At 38.2% G+C, this 16,623-nt stretch carries 12 protein-coding genes; 11 read left to right on the top strand and 1 reads right to left on the bottom strand.

Annotated elements, in window-relative coordinates:
* The first annotated feature begins 53 nt into the window (after nucleotides 1-53).
* The 9 genes from ACU5DF_RS15140 to ACU5DF_RS15100 all read left to right on the top strand — a co-directional run bounded on the left by ACU5DF_RS15140 (nucleotide 54) and on the right by ACU5DF_RS15100 (nucleotide 9,591).
* Nucleotides 54-1,739 carry a hypothetical protein gene (locus ACU5DF_RS15140; RefSeq protein WP_446713439.1) on the top strand — a complete coding sequence of 562 codons (1,686 nt, stop codon included), beginning with the start codon at nucleotides 54-56 and terminating at the stop codon, nucleotides 1,737-1,739.
* Nucleotides 1,736-2,467 carry a DUF3726 domain-containing protein gene (locus tag ACU5DF_RS15135; RefSeq protein WP_446713438.1) on the top strand — a complete coding sequence of 244 codons (732 nt, stop codon included), beginning with the start codon at nucleotides 1,736-1,738 and terminating at the stop codon, nucleotides 2,465-2,467. The genes ACU5DF_RS15140 and ACU5DF_RS15135 overlap by 4 nt, the downstream gene beginning before the upstream one ends.
* 165 nt (nucleotides 2,468-2,632) lie before the next feature.
* Complete coding sequence (locus ACU5DF_RS15130) at nucleotides 2,633-2,800, top strand: hypothetical protein (RefSeq protein ID WP_446713437.1); 168 nt, start codon at nucleotides 2,633-2,635, stop codon at nucleotides 2,798-2,800.
* A gap of 319 nt (nucleotides 2,801-3,119) precedes the next feature.
* Nucleotides 3,120-4,148, top strand: a complete 1,029-nt coding sequence (locus ACU5DF_RS15125; RefSeq protein ID WP_045101438.1) for an ABC transporter permease subunit — start codon at nucleotides 3,120-3,122, stop codon at nucleotides 4,146-4,148.
* Between the two features lie 11 nt (nucleotides 4,149-4,159).
* Nucleotides 4,160-5,203 (top strand): ABC transporter permease, encoded by a 1,044-nt coding sequence (locus ACU5DF_RS15120; protein ID WP_446714254.1) that lies wholly within the window; start codon nucleotides 4,160-4,162, stop codon nucleotides 5,201-5,203.
* Between the two features lie 81 nt (nucleotides 5,204-5,284).
* Nucleotides 5,285-7,123 (top strand): extracellular solute-binding protein, encoded by a 1,839-nt coding sequence (locus tag ACU5DF_RS15115; protein ID WP_446713436.1) that lies wholly within the window; start codon nucleotides 5,285-5,287, stop codon nucleotides 7,121-7,123.
* Between the two features lie 86 nt (nucleotides 7,124-7,209).
* On the top strand, nucleotides 7,210-8,217 hold the full coding sequence (locus ACU5DF_RS15110; protein ID WP_446713435.1) for an ABC transporter ATP-binding protein: 1,008 nt from the start codon (nucleotides 7,210-7,212) through the stop codon (nucleotides 8,215-8,217).
* Nucleotides 8,214-9,182, top strand: coding sequence for an ABC transporter ATP-binding protein (locus ACU5DF_RS15105; protein WP_446713434.1), 969 nt, complete (start codon nucleotides 8,214-8,216; stop codon nucleotides 9,180-9,182). The genes ACU5DF_RS15110 and ACU5DF_RS15105 overlap by 4 nt, the downstream gene beginning before the upstream one ends.
* A gap of 82 nt (nucleotides 9,183-9,264) precedes the next feature.
* Nucleotides 9,265-9,591, top strand: a complete 327-nt coding sequence (locus ACU5DF_RS15100) for an MliC family protein (RefSeq protein ID WP_446713433.1) — start codon at nucleotides 9,265-9,267, stop codon at nucleotides 9,589-9,591.
* Nucleotides 9,592-9,674: 83 nt separating this feature from the next.
* On the opposite strand, the gene ACU5DF_RS15095 is transcribed toward ACU5DF_RS15100, so the two are convergent.
* Nucleotides 9,675-10,283 (bottom strand): YitT family protein, encoded by a 609-nt coding sequence (locus ACU5DF_RS15095; protein ID WP_446713432.1) that lies wholly within the window; start codon nucleotides 10,281-10,283, stop codon nucleotides 9,675-9,677.
* 328 nt (nucleotides 10,284-10,611) lie between these two features.
* Between ACU5DF_RS15095 and glyA the strand changes: the two genes are divergently transcribed.
* The gene (gene glyA / locus ACU5DF_RS15090; RefSeq protein WP_045101444.1) at nucleotides 10,612-11,862 is read left to right on the top strand and encodes a serine hydroxymethyltransferase; all 1,251 of its coding nucleotides are present in this window, start codon (nucleotides 10,612-10,614) and stop codon (nucleotides 11,860-11,862) included.
* A 280-nt stretch (nucleotides 11,863-12,142) separates the two neighbouring features.
* Complete coding sequence (locus tag ACU5DF_RS15085; RefSeq protein WP_446713431.1) at nucleotides 12,143-16,537, top strand: SslE/AcfD family lipoprotein zinc metalloprotease; 4,395 nt, start codon at nucleotides 12,143-12,145, stop codon at nucleotides 16,535-16,537.
* The last annotated feature ends 86 nt before the right edge of the window (nucleotides 16,538-16,623 follow it).

Raw genomic sequence — 16,623 nt, 5'->3', positions numbered from 1 at the left:
GATAATAAAGAGCCCTATCAATATACTTATAACTAGAAATGGTGGTGAGCAACATGGATGCACATCGTTCAACGTACGCTGAAACTCATCTGCGTAAACCTGAAATTGTAATGGCGCCGGAAAGACTGGGTGCTATGCATCAAAATAGGATCAGTTTTGTTCGTAGCTTAATACGAAAAATGGCCCAACAAAATTGGCAAGTAACTAAACATGAATGGCAATTATCCCCCCAAGGTTTTGGTCATGTTATTTATAAATTAGTTACTAGTAATCATACTTATCACCTAGTTGTATTTTGTGATGAGATAGCAGATGAAGAACGTAATGATCGTGTTATTGCTGAAAAGTGGGATGTGACCTTTGCATTAGTTCTTGGAGATGTGGATGTTGAGTTATTAAGTCGCTTAAAAGCCAATGTGCCATTGCAAGAAGCTGGAAGAAATCCGAATAATGTATTGGTGTTAGCCAGAGCGAATAAAAGTGTACGAGTGTTTGAACATCTTGTTTCTCATTTAGCTAAAGGTGAACAACCTGCTCAAAAAGAGCTTGCGGAGGTTGGTTATATCCTTCGAACTACCGCTGTTTATGGTAATGGTAAATTTGGCATTGCTGATTTTAAATTATTAGAAAATAACCCTGACTTTAATCAGTCGTTTAGTGCCCAAATGTGTGCGGTTTATATGTTGCGCCAATTTAGTTTAGATTGGGTGCACTATTTAGCAACCGAGCAAGGTGGAGAAAAAGCCGTTAATTTAGATCGCCAGCTGCAGCGCTATCTTGGGGTAGGCAACGCGACTGGCTTAGGGATGGCTCCTTATTTGATTAACCATCCTTGTATTGTTGACCAATGGATGTTTGCTCGGGAAATGGCACTGGCTGAAGTCCTACACCATAGAGTTACATTAAATAAGAAAGCGCCTCTGAATTACTTGTTGAAAAAAGCAGTGCAGCACTTAGATCAGGTTATTACGATTAATGAGCTTCAGAATAACTTGAATCACATTGCAGCATCAGAATTAACGTCTTTAATTAATGCATTAGATACTCTTCTTGCACAGAGCCGCACTTGGCAAGATGTGATGATGAACTCAAGTGACATGAGCCTAGAAACACAAGAGATATTACTGTCTTGTTTGATGGAAGTTCATCCAGAATTAGTGGATCGCTTTGAAGAGCAAATGAATTGCAGTGAGACCTTGTCCTTACCAAGTGGAAAGAAAGCCCAAGACTTAATTGCTATCTTAGAAAATAGTTATCAATGGGCCATTACTACCGATTTTACTCAAGCAGAAAATAATTATTGGTTTTGGTATCGCTCACAAGATAAAGAAGAGCCACGATTAGGTGTTCGAGGAGAAGAGAAGGGAGAGGACAGAGAGTTGCCATTAGACATCGGTCGTCAAGTGTATCGCCTTTATCATGAACTATTGAAGTGTGAAGCGAGTATGTCTCTAGCTGAATTTCTAGTAGAGCACCCTCAGTATCGCGCCATTGCTCGTCGAGTGTGGACATTAGGGCATAAGGCGATGGGTGATATTCAAATGAATGTACTACATAAGTCGTCTTTACCAATGCATTTATTACGCTGTAAATTGGCCGTCTTTGGGGCAACTAAGTTTGATCCTCGATCTGAACGTTGGGTTCGAGTCACGTTTTTTCAGGGAGCGCCATTATTAGATGAAATCCATGATGGGGAGTGGTTATTCCCATTACTGCCAAGTAAAGGAGAAGGCCAATGATCGTTTCACATAATGAACTTGTCGCGGTGACGAATAAAGCATTTTTAGGCATGCGACGTACGTGTGGAGAAGCGGACGTGATTGCGAATATGGTGGCAGATCTACAAATGATTGGTTTGAATGGGGTGAAACATTTTAATAATGCGACTCAATTTTTAACCGTAGAAGAAGATTGCCCTGCCGATATAAAAAGCATGGATTTAAATCACCTTGTTGTAGATTTACATGGCGGTAGTGTTGCTTGTCATCTGCCTGTGATCATTGATTATGCCGTTGAAAACATGGTGGGAGAAAAACAGTTTTCCATCACGCTTAAAAAATGTCATAACCGTTGGTTGGCGTACAGTGAGCTTGTAAAACTAGCGGCGAAAGGCATTGCATGTAAGGCCTTTTGGGATAATGGAACCAGCCCTAAGAGAACACTGTATATACTTAATCGAGGTTGTGTTTCTCCTGAGTTATTTCTATCGGATAGAGTTGATTTAAATAGTATAAATCTCAATGATATGACGATTGAATTATCGATAAGAGATTTTGATGTGGTGGCATTATCGGAAGGCTATAGCATTCACATTGATTCAACCGAATTACATGCAACCCAAGAAAATGCATGGCGCAATGGCATTGCCGTTGATGACGTTGATTGGGAAAGCTTGAAAAAAACCGCGACTGCTATTTTAGTTGAGAACAGTGAGCAGTCTTTAAAAGGGGCGGGAGAGTTGGTTTAATTATTACTAATACTCAATGGAGTGATTAGCTCTGAATACAAAACGTTCATCATGAAAGTGATGGGCGTTTTTGTTTTGTCTCAAAATTAAAACAGAGATGGTGTTTTTTATAACGCAGAATCACTTACACTTAATGAATAAGTACTAAGGATTGGGTGAACTATTATGAATAAATTAGACAATACTAGTCAGGCCGTTTCTGGAGTAGAAACAACAAATACATTAAGTGAGCAAGCCACTCAGACGGACGATACCGTAAATGCATGGGATCTACTTACCGATGAGCAACAACAAGATATATTGTCTCACTTAACCGCGATGCCATTTCAATAAACTATTGGCTTAGTTCGTGCTCTTTATTTTTCCTTGTGGATAATCTAATCCAATGAGGTTTATTTTGTGACACTTTCTTAACATTTGCGTCAAGAAAACACCTTTTCTCTTTCCTACCTGCGTACAATTCTGCAAACTGTTATTTGGTTACTTCCTATTCAGAGGTAGTACCAATAATCTTAGTTGTAATTCCTACTAGTTATTTAAGAGTGTAAAAATAAGCTTGGAATTACAGTATATAAAAATGAACGTAATAAAATTATTATAAAAAACTAAACGCGGTAGAGTCTGCGTATTGGATTTGGAGCAATAGTCACGGATGATATCTTACCTACTAAGACGACTTTTATTGGTTGTCCCGACCTTTATTGGCATTACCTTACTTATTTTTGCATTAACACGTTTTGTTCCGGGTGGTCCTGTTGAACGCATGTTGTTGAGTTTACAAATGCAAGGTTCCTCTGAAACTGGTGGTACGAGTAGTGTTACTGACGGTAACAATGCTTTATCTGAAGATCAAATCGCTGAACTCAATGCTTTTTATGGATTGGATAAACCCGTATTTGAAGCCTATTATGACTGGTTAACTAAATTAGTCGTTCTTGATTTGGGTGAGTCTACCCGTTATTACGAACCCGTATGGGACATGATAGCCGAGCGCTTACCTGTTTCTCTCTTTTATGGAGGGATGACCTTTCTACTCAGTTATATGATCTCGATTCCTCTTGGTTATCTCAAAGCGTTAAAGCACGGTTCTATTCTTGATTCTACGTCTTCCATTGCTATTTTCGTTGGCTTTGCCTTACCAGGTTATGTCATAGGTGTGTTTTTAATCAGCTTGTTTAGCTACCAGTTAGAATGGTTTCCTATGGGTGGATTTGTTGGTGATGATTTTGATGATTTTGGAACTTTTGAGCAAATAAAAGACATTATGTGGCATGCCGTGTTACCCCTATTTTGTTACCTGATTGGTGATTTTGCTCTTCTGACAATGACGATGAAAAATAATTTAATGGAAAATTTAGCTGCTGATTATGTACGAACGGCAATAGCAAAAGGTCTTCCTTTTCAAAAAGCCGTTCGTCGGCATGCGCTACGAAATAGTTTAATTCCAGTGGCAAGCCATTTTGGTAATTCATTAATGTTCTTTATGACAGGCTCTTTTTTGATTGAAGTTATTTTTAATATTGATGGTATTGGCTTACTTGGCTACGAGGCGATCATGGAGCGAGACTACCCAGTAGTAATGGGGTTATTTGCAATTAATGCCATGATGTTAATGTTAGGCAATATTCTGTCTGATGTGTGTGTTGCAGCGGTTGATCCGCGCGTGAAATTTGGAGCTTAATGATGCAGTCTATTTTAAAAGTAAGCCCATTAACACAGAAGAAAATTCAACGATTTAAAGGAATTAAGCGTGGCTACTGGTCATTTTTGATTTTATCACTTTTATTGGTACTCTCGATTTTTGCAGAAGTTTTCGTGAATAGTCGAGCATTACTTGTGAGCTACCAAGGTCAATGGCATTTTCCAACTTATGGAGATGTAAAGTCAGGAGATACCTTTGGCCTAGGCTACGCGCATGAGACTAATTATCGTGATTTACAGAGTCAATTTGAGAATGAAGGCGAGGGGAACTTTGTCATCATGCCAATAGTGCCTTGGAACCCTTATGAGCAAGATTTTTCTGGTGATTTTCCACCGACAGAGCCAAGTATTGAGAGTCAGCATTATTTAGGAACAGATACTATTGGTCGAGATATCGTCTCCCGCTTAGCTTATGGTTTCCGTATTGCAATGGGCTTCGCACTTATAACCTTGGTGATCTCTTATGCGATAGGGGTATCTGTTGGTTGTGCAATGGGCTTTTTTGGCGGTAAGTTCGACCTGTTTTTCCAACGCTTTATTGAGATTTGGTCTATGGTGCCATTTTTATACGTCATCATGATTTTAGTTTCGATAATGAAGCCAAGCTTTATGCTCTTTACCTTAATTAATGTCATGTTTGGTTGGATGGGAATGACATGGTATATGCGAACCATGACTTATAAAGAAAAATCCAGAGAGTATGTGATGGCAGCAAAAGCACTAGGGGCGTCTAACTCACGTATTGTATTTCATCACATTTTACCTAATACCATGGTCATGATCGTGACGTTAGCACCGTTTACCATTGTAGCTAATATTACGGCATTGACCGCTTTAGATTATTTAGGCCTTGGCTTAATGCCACCAACACCGAGCTGGGGTGAGTTATTACAACAAGGAAAGTCAAATCTTGATTCTCCTTGGATAGCGACGTCAGTGGTGACAGCTATTGTTACGGTATTAATTATGGTGACATTTATTGGTGAAGGCATCCGTGAAGCATTTGATCCCAAAAAACATACTAGATACGTCTAGTTATCCAAAATTTTTTATAAATAAATGATCATAAAATAAGTATCGAATATAGAGATAATAAAAAGAAAGGACTCGATGAATATGAATAAAAAACTCACAACATTAGCGTTATCTACAGTTGCATTATTTAGCTCGCAAGCATTTTCTGCAGATTTACCTGATAATTTGCAATGGCAAACCAACGACACTGCACCTACATTTGCTTCTACTGAAGCAACCTTTGGAGGTTCATATCGTACATATACGTTAAGTTTCCCGCAAACATTTCGAACTGTTGGACCTGATTCAAATGGTGCATTTAGAGCGTGGATTCTAGAGGCTAATATTCTTCCTTTAATTAAGCACCCAAATACGGGAGAGTGGTTGCCGGGTTTAGCTCAATCATGGGCATTTGGTGATGATAATAAAACCGTCTATTTTAAGTTAAACCCCAAAGCGACATGGAGTGATGGCAAGCCGGTTACCGCCGATGATTATCAGTTCATGCTTAAATTAATGCGTTCAACTGACATTGTTGCTCCGTGGTATAACGACTTTTTTACCAATGAAATTGCAGACATTGTAACCTTTGATAAGAATACCATTGGTATTGTATCGGCAAAGCCACGTAATCGTGATGAATTAATCGAATACACCAATCTAATGCCTCGTCCAGCACACTTTTATGGCAACCCAAAAGTTGATGAAAATAACGATGGGATTGAAGACAAATTTGTTCGTAAATACAACTTTAAACCAGAGCCTGTTACTGGACCTTATTATATTGACAAGATTAAGAAAGGTAAGAATATCGCCTTTAAACATGTTGGTGAAGATTGGTGGGGTTATGAAAATAAATATAACCAGAATCGCTTTAATGTAGAAAAAATAAATATAAAAGTTATTCGTGATGCAGATATCGCTTTAAAGCATTTTGAAAAAGGTAATTTGGATTCATTTAATTTAGTGCGTCCTGATCTATGGCATGAAAAGTCAGATGGTAAAAATTATCAGAATGGTTATATCCAAAAGGCGTGGGTATTTAACCAAGCCGCAGTTGGAGCTGGTGGGCTATGGTTGAATACAGCAAAACCAATGTTGGATAATATTAATATTCGTAAAGGCATCATGTTTGCCAGTGATTTTGACATGATGATAGAGAAAGTTCTTCGTGGTGATTATTCACGTAAACCAAATGGTATGGGGTTTGGTCATATTGGTTATGATAATACTGATATTCAAGCACCAAAGTTTAATGCTAAGAAAGCCATTAAATATTTTGAAAAAGGAGGCTTTGCTACCATAGGTTCTGATGGTATTCGTGTTAATGATAAAGGGGAACGTTTAAGCTTTGCTGTAACTTATTCCCAACAGTCTTTTACACCTCGTGTAGCCGTATTAAAAGAGCAAGCAAAACTGGCTGGCTTGGAGTTAGAGCTAAATCTTATTGATGGTTCAAGTATGTTTAAATATGTGCTTGAGAAAAAACATGACATCTCTTTTCATAATATGGGAACCGCTGATATCCCTGCTTATTGGGAATACTTCCATTCAGATAATGCCAATAAACCACAAACAAACCATTTCACTAACTTTAGCTCCCCTGAGCTAGATAGATTAATTGATTTATTTAAAAATGAATTTGATATTAAGAAAAAACGAGCACTCTCTCGTGACATCCAACAAGTGATCGCCGATGCAAATGTTATCGTTCCGGGTTATATGGTGCCATATGCAAGAGCAGGTTACTGGCGTTGGATGAAACTACCAGAGCAGATGGCGACTAAACAAACTGGGTATTTATTCCATGGTTGGGGGTTCTCTCAAACATTTAGTACTTTCTGGATTGATAAGCAGGTGAAAAAAGAAACTAAGGCTGCGATGAAGTCAGGTAAAACGTTTGAGCCTGTCACAATTGTTGATGATACTTATAAACTGTAGGTTTATTAACATGCACTAAAAGCTAGGAGAGGGATCTCCTAGCTGTACCTTTGAGAAAGATAATAATAAAAACAGTGAAGAAGCATATGGATAGAGAAATTGTTTTATCGGTAGAAAATTTAGTTACTGAATTTCAAACTGATGATGGCACAGTGAGAGTATTAGATGGCGTTAGCTTCCAAGTACCAAAAGGAAAAACCATCGGTATTGTTGGCGAGTCTGGTTGTGGTAAAAGCGTTACTTCAATGTCGATAATGGGGCTTTTACCTAAACCTTATGGCAATGTGGTGGGCGGACGTATTTTATATGGTGAAACGGATCTAGTTCAGTTAAGTCCTGATAAATTGTATGAGATGCGTGGTAATCGTATTTCAATGATTTTCCAAGATCCAATGACCGCTTTAAATCCGGTCCATACTATTGGAAAACAAATTAATGAAGTTCTAGAGTTACACCGTCCTGATTTAGATAAAAGACAGCGTTTAGCTTATTCTCTTGAAATGCTTGAAAAGGTGGGTATTCCCTCTCCAGAATCTCGAGTCCATGAGTATCCACATAACTTATCCGGTGGTATGCGACAGCGTGTCATGATAGCCATCGCTCTCGCTTGTGAGCCTGATATTTTGATCTGTGATGAACCAACTACTGCATTGGATGTGACTATTCAAGCTCAAATTTTGGAGTTAATGAAAAAACTGCAAGATGAGACTGGTATGTCAATTATTTTCATAACGCATGATCTTGGTGTTGTTGCTGAAGTATGTGATGAAGTTGTTGTTATGTATGCAGGGAGAGTAGCAGAACAAGCAGGGATCTTTGAGCTATTTGATAACCCACAGCACCCATATACACAAGGTTTGATGTCATCAATGCCGAGTTTAAGCTTACAACCTAAAACAGAGCTAGAAACCATTCAAGGAACTGTTCCTTCTTTAAGTGAAATGCCAAATGGTTGCCGTTTTTCAACTCGTTGTAAATATAGGCAAGATAAGTGTGATTCTGAAGTTCCGCCCATGCGTGAGATTGGATTATTACATCAAGTGAGTTGTCATTTTAGTAATGCATTAAAGAGTAACAATGAGGTGATGAAATGAGTGAGTTATTGAGAATTGATGATCTCAAACAACATTTTCATTCAGGAAAAGGGATCTTTAATAAAGGATATATAGTTCATGCAGTTGACGGCGTATCTCTTAGTGTAAATAAAGGAGAAACCCTTGGCTTAGTTGGTGAATCTGGCTGTGGAAAGAGTACTCTTGGTCGTAGTTTATTGAAGCTATTTGAACCGACTGCTGGTCGTATTTACTTTGAAGGTCAAGATATTACTCACCTTGGAAATAAAGAAATGCGCTCTTTACGTCAAGAGATGCAAATTATTTTTCAAGACCCAACTGAATCGCTAAACCCAAGACATACGATTGAAATGATTTTGGAAGAACCGTTTGTTATTCATGGTGTTGGTACACAAGAAGAACGTAAACAATGGGTTGAAGAGCTATTAATTAAAGTGGGCTTACCAGTAAGTGCGGTTAGTCGTTACCCTCATGAGTTTTCTGGAGGGCAAAAGCAGCGAATTGGTATTGCAAGAGCGATTGCTTTAAAACCAAAATTAATTGTATGTGATGAGTCGGTATCGGCACTGGATGTGTCAGTTCAAGCACAAATAGTCAATCTGTTACTGGATCTACAAAAAGAGATGAATCTGGCCTTAATTTTTATTGCTCATGATTTATCCGTGGTTAAGCATATTTCCGATAAAGTTGCGGTAATGTACCTAGGTAAAATTGTTGAATATGGCAATGCTGATACGTTATACAATTCACCAAAGCACCCTTATACCGAGGCATTATTATCAGCAATACCTGTTGTTCATCCTCGTTTTAGAGGGAAAGAACGGATTATTCTAAAGGGAGATGTCCCTTCACCGATTAATCCACCAAAGGGTTGTCGATTCTCAACTCGATGTCCAAGAGCTGAAAAAAATTGCTTTCATGATGAACCACAAAGGCAGATAGTTGATGACAATGCTTATGAAGTCGCTTGTCATTTATATAAATAAATATCTTTTTTTGAAATAGTCGACTTGTTCTGCTTTATTCTATAGTGAGTAAAGAATAAGTTAATCAAAACCAGAGGTCGTTATGGAAAAGATATTTACTTTTAGCGTATTAGGGCTTTTGGCTGGTTGTTCTGCAACAATGCCAGATATGGGGACTGCACAACCTATTCATTATCAGTGTGATAATGATAGAAACTTTCAAATTACGTTTAATAAAGATAAAGCATTGCTACAACTTCCAAAAGAAGATTACGCACTAAAACGTGCAGTATCAGCATCAGGTATGAAATACATTTCTGATGATGGGATGCCAGATATTAGTACAACGATTATCTTTCAGGGTAAAGGTAATGAAGCAAGTTTAGATCTAGGACGGGTATTATTAAAAAATTGTACTGTTATGAAGTAGCTTTAATATGAAGTGGTTTCATTGGTAGAAAAGTAAAAATGGTCATAACTATATTATGACCATTTTTATTATTAAACTAATACTTAAGTACCATAAGTCACAATATAACGATTTGGTTTATGGTTCATTCCTAGAACGATATTCAATATAATAGCGCCAAGAACGGAAACAACAAGCAACCAAGGGGTAATAAAGAAGAAAGAGGCACTTAAAATACAGAAGTCGATTACCATCTGAACTTTACCTACTGAGATACCAAATTTTTCTTGGATCCACAAACATAAAACATTAAACCCACCTAAGCTTGAGCGATGTCTAAATAAGATTAGCATGCCTAATCCCATTAATAAGCCACCAGCAATCGCGCAATAAATGTCACTGATATGATCAACAGAAATCATCATATTCAAGTGGTCAGTCATAATAGAAACAAGACCACCAGAAATTAAGCTGGTTAATGCAAAACGCTTCCCAAATCGTTGCCAAGCTAAGGCGTAAAACGGCAGGTTGCATAGAAAGTACAAAATACCAAAGCTGATACCACTCATTTGGCTAATTAATAATGCAAGTCCTGTTGTACCACCTGTAAGTAATTGTGCTGCTTGTAAAAAGAAAATACCTTGAGAAACTAAGAAAGTACCCGTCAAAATAGCAATGACATCTTCCTTGTGTGTGTGTTTAATTTTTTCCATAACGGCAGGTTCTGCTTTCTAATATCAAATAAATAATGGTCGCAAGAATAGTGTGATTATGAATTTATGCAATTGATGATAATGAAATATAGGTTAGTTTTTGTAGTAAACACTTTACAGAGTGTAAAGCTTACTATTGACAGTTTATTAGTATCATTCATGTTGATAATGAGTAATCTGCAACAAAAATAACAAAGAAAAGTACTATTTAGGGTATCTGATCCAGATCAAATTATGTAGAATACATCGCAGTTAAGACTAGTGACGTAATCGTTTGCGTTGCTGGGCTATTTTTGGGTTTTATATTTATCTGAGTCAGGAGATACAGATGCTTAAGCGTGATATGAACATTGCAGATTACGATGCAGACTTGTTTGCAGCAATCCAGGAAGAAACAGTACGTCAAGAAGAGCATATCGAGCTGATTGCTTCTGAAAACTACACTAGCCCACGAGTGATGGAAGCTCAAGGTTCACAACTAACAAACAAATACGCAGAAGGTTACCCAGGCAAGCGTTACTACGGTGGCTGTGAGTTTGTAGATAAAGTAGAAACATTAGCGATTAACCGCGCATGTGAATTGTTTGGCGCAGAGTACGCAAACGTACAACCACATTCAGGTTCTCAAGCGAACAACGCAGTTTACATGGCATTACTAAACGCTGGTGATACAGTGTTAGGTATGAGCCTTGCTCACGGTGGTCACTTAACTCACGGTTCTCCAGTAAACTTCTCTGGTAAGCTTTACAACATCATCCCTTACGGCATTGATGAAGCTGGTCAGATTAACTATGAAGAAATGGAAGCTCTAGCAGTAGAACATAAGCCTAAAATGATCATTGGTGGTTTCTCTGCTTATTCTCAAGTATGTGATTGGGCGCGTATGCGTGAAATCGCAGACAAAGTTGGCGCTTACTTCTTCGTAGATATGGCTCACGTAGCAGGTCTTATTGCTGCTGGTGTTTACCCTAACCCAGTACCACACGCTCACGTAGTTACAACAACGACTCATAAAACACTTGCTGGTCCTCGTGGTGGTCTTATCCTTTCTAATGAAGGTGAAGATCTTTACAAAAAACTGAACTCAGCAGTATTCCCTGGTGGTCAAGGTGGCCCTCTAATGCATGTTATCGCTGGTAAAGCGGTTGCATTTAAAGAAGCACTAGAGCCAGAGTTTAAAGAATACCAAACACGTGTTGTTGCTAACGCAAAAGCGATGGTTGCAGAGTTTCTTGCTCGCGGTTACAACATCGTTTCAGGCTCTACTGAAAACCATTTGTTCCTAGTTGATTTAATCGACAAAGACATCACTGGTAAAGAAGCAGATGCAGCACTAGGTTCAGCTAACATTACCGTTAACAAGAACTCTGTACCAAACGATCCACGTAGCCCGTTTGTTACTTCTGGTATCCGTGTTGGTTCTCCTTCTATTACTCGTCGTGGTTTCTCTGAAGCTGATGCGAAAGAACTTGCTGGCTGGATGTGTGACATTCTAGACAACATGGGTGATGAGTCTGTTATCGAAGCAACAAAAGCAAAAGTATTAGAAATTTGTAAGCGTTTACCTGTATACGCTTAATCTCTAAATCTGCTTTAAATAAACATTAAAGAGGCTAACCTATTATAGGTTGGCCTTTTTTTGGATAAAACTTAGAAGTTATTAATAGTTGGTTTGATTTATCTACCTACCGACATGAAAGTAACTACATATCATTCTTTAATTCAATCTAAACCATATTCACTTTCATGATTCCTATTCTATTTCTGTGTTATTTCTAAGAATTAGTGTAAATAAATGTGCTATGTTTCGATCTTAGTGAACTGAACGATTAGTTTCAGCACTTCTAAAAGGTTGAATCATGAGTAAGAAAGTATTATTAGCATCGTTGATTGCCACGTTACTGACCGGTTGTTTGGATGATGGCGGTAATGGCTCAGGAAATGAAACAGTTAAACCTACACCACCAGAAACACCGGATGTGACGTATATCGGAGAGTTATTGGCTTCAGGTATACCAATTAAAGGTGAAGTAACCTGTAATGGTGAAGCCTTAGAGCTAGGTAAATTTACCGTTAAGCAAGGGCTCTCATTCAGTTGTAATTTAGGCGCTGTAGTATTAGGTCAATTTATTGCCCCAGAGCCAATGACGTTCTCTGATTCAAATTTAACAGAGGCAATTCCTACATCATTTGATTTAAAAAATGTAGAAGGTGATAACGCGGCTAAAGTGCTACAAACTATTAATAGCTGTGCGACCACAGAAGAGTTGTGTTTAGAAGAAATAAACAGCCTAGATATTACTGATATTTATCAGCATTTAGATGATGACAAAGCCGTTGATGCTTACTTACTATTGAAAGGCGAAGAAGCAACAGACGACGTAGGTAAAGCCCCAAGCTCACACGTGGATAGTGATATTCAACCTGAAGTCAGTGAAGGTACGAGCAATGATCTGAACAGTGATTTTGTGTCGGCTAATGCGGAGAACACTTACGCTTACCAACCAAGTCAAGCAGCGAAGGTATTAACAAAAAGCCAGCTAACTGACGTAAATGGAACACCTTTAGTCGGAGTGGCTTTCTTTTCTGAAAATTCAACAGGTATGACAGATGAGTACGGGTATTTTGAGTATTTATGGGGTGATACCCTTACGTTTGGTATTGATACGTTTGAGTTTGGTAGCTTAATTGGTAATCAAGTTAATTATGAACTTACGGATGTAACTGAAAATTCAATAGAAAAAGCTAATATTCAGTCATTACTTACACGTTACGCGATTGCCTCTAATGGTAATTTAATCATTAATGATAAAGTACAAGAAGTCTTTAGTTTATATCCTAACGTAATTAATGAGCTAATTAACCTTTCTTTACCAAATGGTGGTGTGATTGAGGGGACAGAATTTGTTTTTCCTAATGAATTTGAAACGCAATTTTCTCAAGGACTCACACAATTAATCGATAATGAATTAAAGCAAACTTCTCGCTACGCCTCTTTTAGTGCATTTAATGCCTTACCTAATGTATTTTCAGAAGATAGCACAGGTTACGTCACAGAAAGCCTGCAATCTATTTTTAAAAATGTAACGCAATTCCATGTATTTAATGATCACAGTAGCTTTTATGGAGCCAGTGGTTATACAAGAGGTATGCGTGCATTAAACTTATCGAATCGTGCGTTCCCTATTATGATGCCACGTAGCGATATTAATAAAGAACTTGCTTTTGGAGAACCTCAAGCGTGGACCCGTGAAGGTAAACCTTATATAGCTGCTTACCCTAATGTGATCATGCCTGAAATTCCAAAAGTATCTAAAGACAATGCAACTTTTGGCTTTCCTTTTGTTACTGCTGGTGAAATAGGTAAAGGTAAAATTGTATTCATGGGGAACAGTTTATACCCAAGCATTTTATCGTGTCCTGAAAACTATTGGGCAAATGATGAATTGCAAATAGATAGTGAAAACTCTGTATGTACAACAAATAATGATTTAAGCGCAGATGCTCGTAATGATAATGGCAGCATGGAGACATTTTTTAGCAATATATTCACATGGTTTACTTCGTCATACTCTCAACATCAGTTAAATGTTGCAACTAATATTGAAATCGCTTATGCCGCAAGATCTAATTGGTCTAAAGGACGTGAATATTCGTTCTTCTTTGATAAAGCGTTTAATTTTTCGTCAGTAACTTCTCTAACTAAAGGGGGATTTGATGGAATATCGGCAGACACCACGCCAATTTTAGTCTTGCAAGCGTATCCTGTAAAAATTTTAGGCGATGGTCAAACAAGTCGTGTTATCGCGGATTTAGATAACCCGAATTTAACGCAAGAAGACATTACGGCTTTAATTAAATATGTTGATCAAGGCGGTAATATTTTATTCATGGATGCGATAGATGGCGAAACTAATCCTGAACCTATTGGACGCTTAGCTGACACTGCGGGCATATCATTAGGCGGAAGTAATGTCACGCCCACCTCACAAGGTAATTGTGGATCTTCATATTATTGTCACGGTGACTCTCTTCGTCCAAATATTCATATAGAAAGCCAGCATGAAATGGTGGTATTAGAACGTTTTCCTGATGTGAATGGTGAGCCGCCGTTTACCGTTGATAGTGAAGGAAATACGATTTGGAACAAAGATGAGTTCATGTCGGATTTAGAGATCCCAAGCTATGAAAAAGCGATCATGGATGAAGATGGTAGCCCTGCAATAGAAACAAAAATAGCACGTATATTTGTCACTAATGAAGCAGAAAAAGCAGCTGCAATTGCTGAATTAAAAACAGCGTTTGTTGGTACGCCTATATGTACAGAAAGCTATCAATATGAATTTAATTGTATTGAAACAAGAAAGGGGCACGGTCTTCCTGTTCGTGGTAATTACTTACGAGCGGATTTTGATCGCTACCCAGTAAGCCCTGACGTAGTAACAAGCATGGTTAAAGCAGCTAACCTAGGTGATAACTTCAATGCTTTAATGGATCATGAGCTTTACTACCGCACTAAAGGTAAGCAAGGTACTCGTCTATCTACTGTTGAGTTGAATCAAACTTACGACAATCTTTCTATTTGGATGTGGAATAATAATGACTATGCGTATGATCCGAATGTTCAAGATGAACTTGGTTTTAAAACGGCTGTTGGTTTCTTAAATTGTTATACCAATAATCAACACGGTATGGGACAACGTTGTCCCTCAGATCTAAAAACAACGTTAGTTTTGAATGGTATGTTACATGGAGAAGATAGTGAGTTAAATGGTCAGTTAAACCCGAGCTACCCATTAAACTACATGGAGAAGCCGTTAACTCGCATAATGCTAGGACGTTCTTTCTGGGATCATGAAATTAAGGTCGATACCACCCAATATCCTGGTCACAGCTCTGGTTCCACGCTATCTGCTGATGCGACGATTGATACCGTAGGTAATGGCGTTACTTTCTCAGCAGGTAATAACCAATCGACTGGATTATGGGCACCACAGTTAAGTGAGGTGTCAGTGTCTGGAGGTGTTAAAGCCAGCATCTCAATTATGATGGCAGATGATTTAACGGGTAAACCTCAACATGAGAAAAGTTTACGTCGTCCGCCAAGAATGCAAACAAGCTTTGCGTATGATGGTACCTCACTGACATTTAAAGTGCCGTATGGTGGCTTAATTTACATTAAACCAGTAGAAGAGGTCGTTAACCCAAGCGCAACAACGTTCACTTTTAATGGCGTAGAAAAAGCCGCATGGTGGAAGAATGGGCTTTGGAAGCAAGGGCTAAATGAATCAACCGCACCTATTGCAGAAGTAGACACAGGGTCATTCATTTATACAACCGCAGTGAAAAATCTAGAGTCCACCGATTTAATGAAGTTTAGTGCTGGTATGAATCGTTTTGCGGATGCCGCAAGTGATTTCTATGGTAGAGATGAAACCACAGACGTTGGTGAACATCGACGCTTTACTTACCCTAAGCTAACGGAATACCGCCATCGCTTTGTTAATGATGTTCAGATCTCCATTGGCTCAGCACATTCAGGTTACCCTATTATGAGCAGTTCATTTAATAGTAACTCAAGTGCGCTACCAACTAATGCGGTAGATGATTGGTTATTATGGCATGAAACAGGTCATAATCTTGCGGCTGCACCATTTACGATCTCTGGTAGTACAGAAGTAACTAACAATATGTTAGCGCTTTATATGCAAGAATTAGAAGGGCGTAATGATGAACCCCAAATGGACCGTATTAGCATTGATATTCAAAAAGCCCCAACATGGCTAAATCAAAATATAGGTCATGCATGGAGTCATGGTGATGCAGGCATGCGCTTAGTTATGTTTGGACAGTTGAAAATTTGGGCTGAAACTCAATTTAACATTGATGATTGGTATTCAGATACTGAAAATAAGCCAAGTATTTATGGAGATGATCAAGGTTGGAACTTTATTAAACTAATGCACAGAAAGTCACGTGGTGATAATCAATTTGATATAGATAAGAACTACTGTACAGCTCAAGATACGGGGTTAAATGATGCCGATTTATTGATGGTGTGTAGTTCCTATGTATCTGGTTATGATTTAAGTGAGTTTTTCTCTGAATGGAATGCGGGTGAAACATCAAGTACGAACCCAGATGGAACAAAAATGTATTCGGGTGGTATATCAAATAAAGGGATTAATATGGTATCTCAGCTAAGGCTACCAAAAGCTCCTTTGAACCCATTAAGTATTAATAAGCTAAACTAAAAACGCTTAATTTATAATAATAAAGCCCTTCATTTTTTAATTAGATGAAGGGCTTTTTACTGTGCTTAAAAAGAAAATAATACCAT

The sequence above is a fragment of the Aliivibrio wodanis genome (assembly GCF_052920805.1).
This window is presented reverse-complemented; position numbering and strand designations above follow the sequence as displayed.

Bases quoted from the DNA above. Each gene is read 5' to 3' on its own strand.
- ACU5DF_RS15110 (WP_446713435.1), top strand. From the start codon at position 7,210: ATGGATAGAGAAATTGTTTTATCGGTAGAAAATTTAGTTACTGAATTT.
- ACU5DF_RS15135 (WP_446713438.1), top strand. From the start codon at position 1,736: ATGATCGTTTCACATAATGAACTTGTCGCGGTGACGAATAAAGCATTT.
- ACU5DF_RS15105 (WP_446713434.1), top strand. From the start codon at position 8,214: ATGAGTGAGTTATTGAGAATTGATGATCTCAAACAACATTTTCATTCA.
- ACU5DF_RS15100 (WP_446713433.1), top strand. From the start codon at position 9,265: ATGGAAAAGATATTTACTTTTAGCGTATTAGGGCTTTTGGCTGGTTGT.
- ACU5DF_RS15085 (WP_446713431.1), top strand. From the start codon at position 12,143: ATGAGTAAGAAAGTATTATTAGCATCGTTGATTGCCACGTTACTGACC.
- ACU5DF_RS15140 (WP_446713439.1), top strand. From the start codon at position 54: ATGGATGCACATCGTTCAACGTACGCTGAAACTCATCTGCGTAAACCT.
- glyA (WP_045101444.1), top strand. From the start codon at position 10,612: ATGCTTAAGCGTGATATGAACATTGCAGATTACGATGCAGACTTGTTT.
- ACU5DF_RS15095 (WP_446713432.1), bottom strand. From the start codon at position 10,283: ATGGAAAAAATTAAACACACACACAAGGAAGATGTCATTGCTATTTTG.
- ACU5DF_RS15125 (WP_045101438.1), top strand. From the start codon at position 3,120: ATGATATCTTACCTACTAAGACGACTTTTATTGGTTGTCCCGACCTTT.
- ACU5DF_RS15115 (WP_446713436.1), top strand. From the start codon at position 5,285: ATGAATAAAAAACTCACAACATTAGCGTTATCTACAGTTGCATTATTT.
- ACU5DF_RS15130 (WP_446713437.1), top strand. From the start codon at position 2,633: ATGAATAAATTAGACAATACTAGTCAGGCCGTTTCTGGAGTAGAAACA.